At 31.0% G+C, this 12880-nt stretch carries 10 protein-coding genes and 1 other annotated feature; all 10 genes read right to left on the bottom strand.

Translation table 11 applies throughout. The features are described from left to right. Positions 1-226: 226 nt before the first annotated feature. Positions 227-997: a TatD family hydrolase gene (locus RR561_RS05860; protein WP_332506619.1), complete on the bottom strand. Its 771-nt coding sequence runs from the start codon at positions 995-997 to the stop codon at positions 227-229. Beyond that, a complete protein-coding gene (metG, locus tag RR561_RS05855) occupies positions 998-2935 on the bottom strand; it encodes a methionine--tRNA ligase (RefSeq protein ID WP_332506618.1) in 1938 nt (645 codons plus the stop codon). A gap of 58 nt (positions 2936-2993) precedes the next feature. Next, positions 2994-3215 (bottom strand) — a binding site (T-box leader). 177 nt (positions 3216-3392) lie between these two features. Then, complete coding sequence (locus tag RR561_RS05850; RefSeq protein WP_106777469.1) at positions 3393-3821, bottom strand: Lrp/AsnC family transcriptional regulator; 429 nt, start codon at positions 3819-3821, stop codon at positions 3393-3395. Positions 3822-3877: 56 nt separating this feature from the next. Further along, a complete protein-coding gene (locus RR561_RS05845) occupies positions 3878-5314 on the bottom strand; it encodes a nicotinate phosphoribosyltransferase (protein WP_332506617.1) in 1437 nt (478 codons plus the stop codon). Positions 5315-5996: 682 nt separating this feature from the next. Next, positions 5997-6830 carry a 16S rRNA (cytidine(1402)-2'-O)-methyltransferase gene (gene rsmI / locus RR561_RS05840; protein WP_332506616.1) on the bottom strand — a complete coding sequence of 278 codons (834 nt, stop codon included), beginning with the start codon at positions 6828-6830 and terminating at the stop codon, positions 5997-5999. Further along, complete coding sequence (locus RR561_RS05835; RefSeq protein ID WP_332506615.1) at positions 6830-7582, bottom strand: tRNA1(Val) (adenine(37)-N6)-methyltransferase; 753 nt, start codon at positions 7580-7582, stop codon at positions 6830-6832. The genes rsmI and RR561_RS05835 overlap by 1 nt, the downstream gene beginning before the upstream one ends. Positions 7583-7804: 222 nt before the next feature. After that, positions 7805-8713: a PSP1 domain-containing protein gene (locus RR561_RS05830; protein ID WP_332506614.1), complete on the bottom strand. Its 909-nt coding sequence runs from the start codon at positions 8711-8713 to the stop codon at positions 7805-7807. Next, complete coding sequence (locus RR561_RS05825; RefSeq protein WP_332506613.1) at positions 8714-9652, bottom strand: DNA polymerase III subunit; 939 nt, start codon at positions 9650-9652, stop codon at positions 8714-8716. A gap of 123 nt (positions 9653-9775) precedes the next feature. Beyond that, complete coding sequence (locus RR561_RS05820; protein ID WP_332506612.1) at positions 9776-10486, bottom strand: dTMP kinase; 711 nt, start codon at positions 10484-10486, stop codon at positions 9776-9778. A 463-nt stretch (positions 10487-10949) separates the two neighbouring features. Next, positions 10950-12731 carry an aminotransferase class I/II-fold pyridoxal phosphate-dependent enzyme gene (locus RR561_RS05815; RefSeq protein WP_332506611.1) on the bottom strand — a complete coding sequence of 594 codons (1782 nt, stop codon included), beginning with the start codon at positions 12729-12731 and terminating at the stop codon, positions 10950-10952. Positions 12732-12880: the final 149 nt, after the last annotated feature.

The following is a 12880-nucleotide window of genomic DNA, read 5'->3' as shown; positions in this document are numbered from 1 at the left end:
CCTCGATTTTAATTTGAAATTTCTATAGTTGCAACAATTAAATAAAAAGGGTACCGCATAATACTATACGGTACCCTTTCTCTATCTCAATCATATTAATCTTAACTACAATTATATTTTGACTCATATTTAGCTCTTTATCTAGTTGTCATAAAGTTTCAAGTCCATGGTCAATAACTTTTATTTAAATACATTACCTATTTTTCAATTATATTTTGATTAATAGCTATTTTATATTAAAGAATTTTTTTGCATTTTCTTTCGTGATTTTGCATACTTCTTCATATGAAATCCCTCTAAGTTCTGCAACTTTTTCAGCTACATATCTTACTTTTGAAGGATCATTTCTCTTTCCTCTATATGGAACTGGAGTCAGATATGGTGAATCTGTCTCTATAAACATCCACTCCATTGGAATATTTTCTGCTACCTCAACAGTCTTTCTATTATTCTTGAAAGTTACTGTACCTGGTATAGAAATATAGCATCCCATTTTTATATATTCCAATGCTAATTCTAAAGAACCACTATAACAATGAAGTACACAGCCTGTCTCTGGAGCCTTATACTTTTTGATTATTTCAAAGGTATCTCCATGAGCATCTCTATCATGAACTACAAATGGAAGCCCTAGTTCATTGGCAAGTTCTATCTGCTTTATAAACCATTCTTTTTGCAATTCTCTAGGCGATAAATCATAATAATAATCCAATCCTATTTCACCTATTGCTACTACTTTTTCGTTTTCCTTGGCTAGATTTCTTAGTTCCTCTAAATCTTTGTCAGTCATAGTCTCTACATCATGAGGATGTACTCCTACTGCTGCATATATAAAATCTACCCTGTTTGCTAGTTCTACCGCTGATCTAGATGATGGCATATCTGCACCTGGATTGACTACTAAATCAACTGAATTTTCTCTTAGATGCTCAATTACTTCATCTCTATCCTCATCGAACCTTTCATCATTGATATGTGCATGCGAATCAAACAACATCTATCTCACCTCAGCTCCATCCTTTGCACCTATTGCCTCTGGGATTATTAGATCATCTCCATCATCTCCTGCAGCAAGTACCATACCTTGAGATAATACACCTCTTAGTTTCACTGGCTTTAGGTTGCATACTACTATTACATTTTTTCCAACCATTTCTTCTGGCTTATAATACTGTGCTATTCCTGATACAATCTGTCTAGTTTCTGATCCTAGCTTTATCTGAGATACCAATAATCTATCAGCCTTAGGATGCTTTTCACACTTGATTACTTTTCCAACTCTCATTTCTACCTTATCAAAATCATCTATAGTTATTTCTTCCTTATGCTCTAAAGCTTTTTCTTCTACATCTATTTTTTCTTCAAACATTTCTTCCAAAGTCTTTATCTCCTCTTCTACATCTAATCTTGGGAATAGTGACTGTCCCTTATAAACCTTCGTTCCTTCTGGAAGTAATCCAAAAGTATCTGTGCTTTCCCAATTATATAATTCTTCTCTTCCTTCTATACCTAACTGATCGAATATCTTTCTAGCAGTATCAGGTAAAAGTGAACTAAACATTGCTGCACTTAGTCTTATTGATTCGCAAAGATTATATAATACATGGTTTAGAGTATCTTTCTTTGCTTCATCCTTTGCCAACGCCCAAGGCATTGTTTCATCTATATACTTATTTGTTCTTCTAATTAATTTCCATACACTTTCTAAAGCTTCATGGAACATCAAATCATTCATGTGCTTTTCAAAGTCTTTTCTAGTTTGTCTATATGTTTCTATTAAGCTCTCATCAAATTCAGTTCCTGCATCATTTTTTACAAGTATTCCATCATTGTATTTTTCTACCATAGAAACAGTTCTAGATACTAGGTTACCCAAATCATTTGCAAGGTCAGAGTTTATTCTGTTTACAAAATTTCTATGAGTATAGCTACCATCTTGTCCAAATGAGAATTCTCTAAGTAGGAAATACTTAAGTGCATCTACTCCATATCTATCTATCATTGGACCTGGATATACTATATTTCCCTTAGACTTACTCATCTTGTCATCTGCAAATAATATCCAACCATGACCGAATACCTTCTTTGGAAGAGGTAAGTCTAGTGCCATCAATATGGCTGGCCATATAATTGTATGGAATCTCACTATTTCCTTGGCTACTAGATGAACATCAGCTGGCCAATATTTTTTGTACTCTGAATCATCATCACTTGCATATCCCATAGAAGTAATGTAGTTGCAAAGAGCATCTATCCATACGTATATTACATGCTTTTCATCAAAAGGTACCTTTACTCCCCAGTCAAATGAAGTTCTAGTAACTGATAAATCCTCTAGTCCTGGATCAAGGAAATTTTTGATCATTTCATTTTTTCTACTTTCAGGGAATATAAATGTCCCACTTTCAAATAAATCTCTTATTCTATCTTCATACTTAGATAGCTTGAAAAAGTATGATTCTTCCTTTACAAGTTCTGTTTTTCTTCCACAGTCAGGGCACTTGTCACCTTCTAATAGCTGTGATTCAGTCCAGAAGCTTTCACAAGGAACACAATAGTGACCTTCATACTCACCTTTGTAAATATCTCCCTGTTCATACAGTTTAGTAAATATCTTTTGTATTGCTTTTTCATGTCTTGGTTCTGTTGTTCTGATAAAATCATCATTTGATATTTCTAGCTTTTCCCAAAGCTTTTTGATATCAGCAATCTGAGCATCTAAAAATTCTATTTCACTCATATTTGCTTCGTGTGCCTTTTTTTGTATTTTTTCTCCGTGTTCATCTGTTCCTGTCAAAAATCTTACATCATAACCACAGAATCTTTTAAATCTTGCTATTGCATCAGCTGCAATTGTAGTATATGCATGACCTATATGCAACTTACCACTTGGGTAATATATAGGTGTTGTAACATAAAATGTTGGTTTTGTCATAATTTCCTCCTGATTTTAAATAAATTTTGATAATAAAAAAACTCGCCCCCTATGAAATCATAGGGGCGAGTATTAATTCACGGTACCACCCTAATTATTGAAATTAATACAAAGTATCAACATCAATATCTCTTTGACTTAACGCGTCATACGCATATCCTAACCTCAGCTCAGATATGTAGCTCAGAGTCCATTTTCAATATCTTTATAGTATCGGCTCTCACCTATTCCGACTCTCTGTAACCTTATTACATATCTCTCTTCTCTTCATCGCCTTATTATTATAAAACTTTAGAAATAACTGTATTTCTTTAGATCTCTAGCCTAGACTTATTGCTTGAAACCACTCTTCTATTCCTTGCATCTACAAAGATACAAAATCTCAAAGAACCCAATATATCTAAACAAAAGCTATGCTAAAGACAAGTCTATAATAAATCACGTCAAAAGTCAATTATTATAGGATTGATTTTGCCTGAATTGGAGTAGAAAGTATTACAGAAGTCTTTGTTCTTCCATAGTCCTTAAGACCATCTATCACATTTTCCAATTCATCCATGTTTTCTACTATTACTTTAATTAGAGAACTGTCGTCTCCTGTTATGTGGTGACACTCTACTATTCTTGGATCATTTCTTACTGTATCTATAAATGCCTCATAAGCTGTTCCTGGTAGAGATACATTTATAAATGCCTTGATTACTCTTCCCATTGAATCTGGATTTATGATAGCCTTATAGCCTGAGATTATTCCTGCCTCTTCTAATCTCTTTACTCTCTCTGATACTGCTGGAGAAGTTAATCCTACAGCTATACCTAAGTCCTTCATAGAAATTCTACCGTTTTCCTGTAAAATTTCAATAATCTTTGCATCTGTTGAATCCATTCTTTCTTCATAAGATTTTTTTGTCATTTTATCCACCTACTTTACATAAAATATATTTAAACATTCCTTCTAGAGGCCACCATATCATTCTTGAGATCCCATAGATCTTGAGATAAATCCACCTTGTATATGTGAGGATTTTTTATTCTCTTATACTGATCCCATATGCTATTTAATTCTGCCTTAGTATACTTTTTGACTTCCTCAACACTCTTTGCTTCCCTAACACACTTGCCACCTATAAATAATGGTGACAGCATCTCTCTTATTGCATAGTGTTCAATTTTCTTTCTTTTCCAAGTATATACTGGATCGAAAATCTCAATAGGAGCTGTTGTATCTATTTCTTCATGGTTTAACATTATCAAGTCTGCTGCTGCCCTACCACAAGGATTGTAGATTCTTACTACCTTTTTAAATCCTGGGTTATTAATCTTTTCAGGATTTTCAGATATTTTTATCTTTGGAACTAGCTCTCCCTTTGAGTTTGAAGTAGCAGATAGCTTATAAACTCCTCCCAAAGAAGGATAATCATATGATGTAATAAGCTTTGTACCTACACCCCAGGAATCGATTTCAGCACCTTCCTGCTTAAGAGATGTGATTGTATATTCATCTAAATCATTTGAAGCAGTAATCTTTGCATCTGGATAACCCGCTTCATCTAGTATTTTTCTTACTTCCTTAGAAATATATGCCAAATCTCCTGAATCAAGTCTTACACCTACTGGTTCATATCCCTTTGCTCTTAGTTCATCAAATACAATTATTGCATTTTTGATTCCACTTTCAAGTACATTATAGGTATCTATCAATAATAGACACTCATCTGGATAAACCTCTGCATAAGCTCTAAAAGCATCCAATTCTGTATCAAACTTTTGTACCCAGCTATGTGCATGAGTCCCAGATACTGGAACGTCAAACATCTTTCCTGCCAGTACATTTGATGTACCAGAACATCCACCTATAACAGCTGCCTTAGCTCCGTAAAGTCCTGCCTGTGGTCCTTGAGCTCTTCTAAGTCCAAACTCTAATACAGGATCTCCCTTTGCTGCATTACATACTCTTGCTGCTTTAGTTGCTATCAAAGACATAAAATTAACTATTGATAACATCGCAGTTTCTATTAGTTGTGCTTGATATAGAGGTGCCTTCACCACTATTACAGGCTCTCCAGGAAACATCACTGTCCCATCTTCAACTGCATATATATCCCCAGTAAATTTAAAGTCCTTTAAAAACTGTATGAAATCTTCTTCAAAAAGATTCAGACTTCTCAGATATTCAAGATCAGAATCTTCAAACTTAAGACTCTTTATATATTCCACTACTTCTGCTACGCCACAAATAATAGTATATCCACCTTCACTACCGTTTTTTCTGAAAAAAACATCAAAAACTGCAGTGTCTTCATGAGTACCTTTTCTGTAATACCCATTTATCATTGTTAACTGATATAAATCGGTTAACATTGTCAAGTTAGGTTCCATTTCAAAACTCCTTATATGAACATATTATAGTACTTAATATTATAAAGTACTGGTATATACTTCTATTTTATCATAAATACATCTAAAATACTATTTTTATTATAATTATTTGTCGTTTTTTTATAATATATTTATATTTTATAAAAGTCCTACCGCTATAAACACCTTTCCTAACAGTCTTTTAGTTTTTATTTTAACGGCATTTTTTTTTAGTCGACCTACACAATTCCTTTACATTGTTATGTTACTTGCTCATTGTATACAATTGCCGACATTTATTTTATGGCAAATCTTTTTAATTTATTAGATAAATCTAGTATTTAAAAATCTCCTAAATACAAATATATACGATAATAAGCATATAATCAAGATTATTTTCAAAATTTTTAATAAAATCAGATAAAAACGATCTTATTATTTCTAAATTAGCTTAATTTTAATCTTTATCTATATATTTAAAAATACAAAATATTAAACTCTCTTAAGTAATAGCAAATTTTATAACTTATATTATATTTACTCAAAAAATACAGTCTTTAAACATTTAAAGGAAAGTTTTTCAAGATTAATATCTAAAAAACGCCATATAAATAAGCCTATATGAAGTATATAGGCTTATTAAAAATTTTCATTTTATTTTACTTGAATTAATATTTTTTATAATATTGCTTAATTTATATATTTATAAATCTAAGGCTTGCTGATATACAACATCTCTTTTAAGGCCACGTTTTTTAGCCACTGTTTTAATTGCATCTTTTTTACTCATACCATTATCCATAAGATGCTTTACATATTCTCTATCATCTAGCTTGTCAGTTTCATCTAGACTTTCTTCTACATTTTTATTACCTTCTATAATCAGTATATACTCTCCTCTTGGATCATTTTGCTCATAGTATGTGATTGCACCCTCTATAGTGGTCCTGATATACTCCTCATGCTTCTTTGTTAGCTCTCTGCATAGACTGATCTTTCTATCGCCAAAACCTTCTCTAAGAAGCTTTAAAGTCTCTTTTAGTCTGTGTGGGGATTCGTATATTATAAGAGTATTTTTTTCATTCTTGATTTCTTCTATTCTTTTTTTCTTTTTCTTTTTTTCTCTATCTAAAAATCCTTCAAAAGTAAATCTTCTCGTATCAATTCCAGAGCCTACAAGAGCTATTACAAAAGCAGATGCCCCTGGTAGGATTTCTACATCTATAGAGTTTTCGATACATTCTCTTACTATATCTTCTCCTGGATCAGATATACCTGGCATTCCTGCATCACTTACTAACGCTATGTTTTTGCCTTCTTTTAAAGCTTCAATTAATACGTAACCCTTTGAATTTTTATTGTGTTCATGATAGCTAGTCAATGGCTTACTTATCTCAAAATGATTTAATAGCTTTATAGTGTGTCTCGTATCCTCTGCAGCTATCATATCTACTTCATTAAATATCCTAAGCGTTCTATAGGTGATATCTTCTAGATTGCCTATAGGAGTAGGACATACATATAATTTACCTGACATTATCTCACCTCCACACTCTTTTTTTCATAAACTTCTATTATATCCTGAGTATACTTATTTTCATCATCATATATGTATAAGGGATCCATTATTTTTGCCTCTGCTTTGGCATGTTTAACATATTCTACCAATATTAATTTTGGCGCCTTTGTCTCCCTTGAATGCACAAATCTTATAAATTTAGCTTCTAGCTTGTATTTTCTTCCAAAATACATCATATCTACCAATCTATTGGGTCTATTAACCATGAAAAATCTGCCATTGGGTTTTAATAAATCGGATGCTGCTCTTATCACATCTTCTACATCGCACTTTATACTATGTCTAGAGATTGCTTTTTTATCATTTTCATTGATTAACCCTTTTGAGTGCATATAAGGAGGGTTTGAAGTCACCACATCAAAACTGTATTTTTCAAAAATATCTGTTACATCCTTCAAATCTGCATTTATTATTTTTACCCTATCTTCTAAATCATTTAACTTTATTGACCTCTTTGCCATTTCAGCTACTTCATCCTGTATTTCTATTCCATATATTTCTTTTGCATTGCTTTTTCCAGCTAGTAGTACTGGTATAATACCTGTTCCTGTTCCTAAATCTATTACCCTAGAATTTTTCTTTATCTTGCAAAAATTCGATAATAACACAGCATCTATACCAAAACAAAATCCATCTGTACTCTGAATCAGCTTTAATCCCTCAAACTGTAGATCATCTATTCTCTCATTTTCTAATAATTTTACTTCCATTGTACCTTCCATTTTAATCTATATATTATTTTATATTTTAATAAGTTCTATTATTTTTCTTTTTATAACTCTTTTATTGACATACTATCCTATTATTTTTCTTTCACTTTTTAAACACTTTGTTTAATTTTTCAAACTTCACAAAATATTTAAACAGTTTGCTAAAGCAAACTGTTTAAATACTTCTTTATTTATTGTTACTTTTTTATCTATATTATAATATTATTTTTCTTTTTCTAATTTCTTTAATTCTTTTAAATCTGCTGCATCTAATTTCTCATCGTTAGCTGGGTGATGCCTATGATCTGAGTTATCTTTCTTGAAAGATTTTATTACAGTATAATCACCTTCAGACAAAATACCTACTGTCTTATCTTCATATTCTACCTTTATAGTTTCCAGTAAGTGATTTACTTCCAATATCTTAGCCTTTCTATCATCAAAGCTATCCTTCACTATCCAACCTGGGGCTGGCATTTTCTTGATAGCCTCTGAATATCCTTGGGCCTCATACTTTAAACAACAAAATAATCTTCCACAAACTCCTGATATTTTAGCTGGATTAAGTGATAAGCCCTGTTCCTTAGCCATTTTAATAGATACTGGCATAAACTCTCCTATCCAAGTTGAACAACAAAGTGCTCTACCACAAGGTCCTATTGAGTTTAATATCTTAGCTTCATCCCTGACACCTATTTGTCTTAGCTCTATTCTTGTTTTAAATATTGCTGCAAGATCTTTTACTAGGTCTCTAAAGTCAATTCTTCCATCTGCTGTAAAATAGAATATCAGCTTATTTCTATCAAAAGTATATTCACAATCTATAAGAAACATTTCTAATTCATGTTCCTTTATTTTTGTTTCACATATATCAAAAGCCGTTTTAGTCTTGTCCTTATTTTCAGCATATGTCATCTTATCATCGTCATTTGCTATTCTGATAATCGGCTTCAAAGGGCTAACCAAATCTTCTTCCTCTACTTCTTTTGGTCCTACTACGATCATTCCATATTCCAGACCTCTAGATGTTTCAACTATTACATCTTCTCCAACCTTTAACTCTATCTCAACAGGATCAAAATAATATATCTTTCCTGCTGGTTTAAATCTTACACCTACTATCTTTACCATTTATTTAACCACCTCATAAATATTTAATGCCATGGTCTGTATAGTTGTATTGAAATTACAGTTGGCAGCAAGTTTTCTGTCTGTTTCTTCTAAAATAGACATTATCTTACCCAACTGGGCCACACTCACAGACAAGGCTACCTTCCTAATTATTTTTATTCGATCTATATTAATCAATAATTCTGTATCTACACCTTCTCTATACAAAATCGCATCTCTTATGTATATTTTCAAAAGTTCGGTTACCTTTTGAACTTCATCACTATACTCTTTCATATATTCGGATATTCTTGTAATCTCAAATTTATTTTTTTCTACTATCATATACTCTATGAAAGATTCAACTTTATCTCTCAAGTCATTTAAATCTTGATTACTGCTCATATCCAAGGCCATTGCCGCACTACCCCTAGAAAAAATAGATGCAATTATAGCTGTTTCTTCCTCTATACCTTCATTGATTAGAATTTTTTTAATATCATTTCTATTCAAAGGAGAGAATTTAACTTCTGTACACCTTGATCTAATAGTCTGTAATAAGGCTTGTTCATTTTTGCTTATCAGTATTATTATACCATAACTAGAGGGTTCTTCTAAAGTTTTTAATAGTGCATTTTGAGCTTGAACCGTCATTTTTTCTGCATTATTAATTATATATATTTTATAATCACTATATGGTTTTAAGCCCATACTTGTATTTAATTTTCTTATTTGATCTATTTTAATAGAGTTTTCACCCTTCTTTGCATCAATTAATGTATAATCCGGACTATTATTAGCATCGATTCCTATAAGACTACTTGCAAAATCCTTTGCTATCATTTTTTTCCCAACGCCTTCAGGTCCACTAAATATATATGCATTTGTTATCTTATTTGATTCAATAGCTCTATTTAACCTTTTTTTGACGCTGTCTTGTCCTAGAATATCTTCAAACATATCTTCTCTCTTTCCCAATTTTTTAATAAAACTCAATTTTTCGATTATCTTTATCATTACCTTTTGCTTTTCCAGTATTATGCTAACGTTTAGATATTTTATTTATTAGTTAGCTTGTACTTGCTACTTATTGTTTATTGCTTCTAATACCTTCTGATATATTTCTTCATGTATAAGCTCTACTGATTTCATTTCTCTAAGCTTACAATCAATACACTCTATAATCTTCCAATCATATTTATCGGCAACATATTTTGAATTTCTATATGTCTTTACCAAATAATCATGATCACTTTCATGTATATCTTTTTTATCATCGTTTGTAATTTTATTTTTTCTGTCCTTCATCAGCTCTTCACTAAACTCAACTGGCACATCTAAGAAAAAGACTTCACTAGGTCTAGGAATTTTATATAATCCATACTCATATTCATCCAACCACTCAAGGAATTTTTCTCTTTGGACTATATTATCCATCTTAGAAGCTTGATGAACCATGTTAGAGGTTGTGTATCTGTCTGCTATTATAATTCCGCCATTCATATAAAAATCTTCCCATTCAGTCTTGTAGGAAGCGTATCTATCTGCGGCATAAAAAGTTGATGCTATATATGCATCTACGTCATCTGCCTTTTTTCCAAAATCTCCTCGTAAATACATCTTTACAAGTGCAGATGAATCTGAATCATAATTTGGATAGCTTACCTTCATTACATTATAACCATCCTCTATTAGTTTATCATATAGTAGTTTTGTCTGTGTTGCTTTACCTGAGCCATCTGTTCCGCTCTCTATTACAAACATTCTACCCTTGTTTTTTTCTAACTTTGTCATATATTCAACTTCCTTTTTATTTATTTAACCTTTTTATTTATTTAATATTTTTATTTATTTAATATTTTTATTTATTTAACATTTTTATTTTTATTTAGCTCTATTATTTTTATTTAGCTCTATTATTTTTTCAACTTTTTCATTTTTCAACTTTTTCATTTTTATTTAATCGGTTTTTATAATATTAAAAATTAAATGTTCTTTATCTAAATATAAGCTATCTATACAAATCGTATAAATAGCTTATTCTCTCTTATTATAACACTGTTGAGCATTTTTTAATGAATTTATTTTTTATATAATAGAATCCCCAAAAAATCAATGCAAATTCTCTATATTCCAATACATTAATAAATCTTTTCAAAGATAGATTTTTATAAATTCACTTTAAACTCTATTAATTTTTCTAACTCAATATAATGTTATCGATTTTTTTATATATTTTATAATTTTTGCTTAACCACTATTTACTTTGTTCTTTAACCACTTTTATGAAGTTAAACTCTGCACTTTCCATTCCATTTATATCGACATCTATTTTATTGGCACATTTTATAAATTCGATGACCTCACTCTCTATTACTTCTCCAGGTGCTACTAAACAAACTCCTGGAGGATAAGGAATTACGAATTCGCCACATATTCGTCCTAAAGAATCCTCAATAGATATATCCTCAGTATCCATATTAAATGCTTCCATAGGCGCTATTTCAGCTTTAGGTATAGATGTTGGAAGGTCAACCTTTACTTGCTTACTGCTTGTCATTCTCTTTATATCATCATTTTTATTCTTTGTGGTAGCGTCATCTATATCATCAAAAAAATCTAGATTCAAACCAAAAAGTTTCTTCTTACAGATTTCCTCCAAAGCTAGCAACATACTATCAAAGTCATGCTTATCATTGGATATAGTACAAAGCATCAAAATCCCACTATAATTTGCCAGTTCAACTTGAATATTGTATCTATATCTTAAAACTTTAGCAAAATCATATCCATTTATTCCCTTATTTATAGTATTTATAAATATCTTTGTAGGATCAGATGTCTCAAAAATATCATATGATTTAACTTCTTTTTTGAAATTATTTATATTCTCCAAAAGATCTTTCATCATTTTTTTACCATGAAGTTTATAAATATCAAAGGCTATTTCAATACTCATCATCAAAAAATATGAAGGGCTTGAACTTTCCATCATTGATAGAACCCTGTTAAGTCTATTTTTATCTATAAAACCCGCATGTAAAGAATAACTATGGCTATCTATATCGTTCTTTTCTTCCAAATATTCATTCTTTTTCGAATTTATTTCTAGATATATATCATCTATATCAGAATCTTTTTCTTTCTTGATATTTTCCCCACTATTTTCTTCTTTTTCACACTTGTTTATCTTTTCAATTTCCTTATCTTTTGATTCTTTAGTTTTACCATTCTCCATACTTTTTTTGATACCATCAATTGAATATTTTATAGTTTTTTCAGATTCATTTATATATATTTTATCTATAATATTATCATTTAATATTAAAATTGAACACTGAGTAACCGCTGGTAAACTCTTATGAACACTCTGTATCACCATGTCTGCTCCATACTCTATAGCAGATTTGGGTAGCTTCGGACTGAGACCAAAGTGTGCTCCATGTGCTTCATCAACTATTACAATCATATTATATTCATGTGCCTTTTTAATTATGTCCACTATTTCAAAGCTCATTCCGTGATAAGTCGGTCTTGTAATTAATACTGCTTTAGCATCTTTATTATTTTCAATCTGATCAATATATTCGCTTGTTTCTGCTCCTAGGAAGATATTGTTTTCTTTATTTACTTTCTCATTTACAAATATAGGCCTTGCATCTGCTAGTATACATCCATTATAAACCGATTGATGACAAGCTCTATTTATAATAATTTTATCTTTTGGTCTACAGGCAGTCATTATTGCAGCTTGTATGCCACATGTGCTCCCATTAACCAAATATCTTACCTCTACATCATCATATTCTGGGAATAGTATTTTTCTTACATTCTCTTGTGACTGTAAAATCACTCCTTTTGGATTATGTAGATTATCAGTACCTATTATCTCAGTTGTATCTAGTCTATACAACTCTTTCATAACGTTCTCATATCCTAACTTTTCAAAAATAGTACCATATTTATGACCTGGCATATGAAATGAAACTGTTTCTGACTCTTTTATCTCTTTTAATTTATTATAAATTGAAGTTTCCATATCTCAACTTGGCTTAATACTCAAGCCCCTCCTCCCCAATCTTTCCTATATTAAATAATACCATATTTCCGATATTATTTCGATATCAGAAGAGTATCAGAAATAAAAAAAGCCCTAGCAATATGCTAGAGCTTACTACGTGGCTACTT

It is taken from the genome of Peptostreptococcus sp., from assembly GCF_036639115.1.
Taxonomy (GTDB): Bacteria; Bacillota; Clostridia; order Peptostreptococcales; family Peptostreptococcaceae; genus Peptostreptococcus.
The sequence above is the reverse complement of the archived record's forward strand: the minus strand, read 5'-3'. Positions and strand labels throughout refer to the sequence as shown.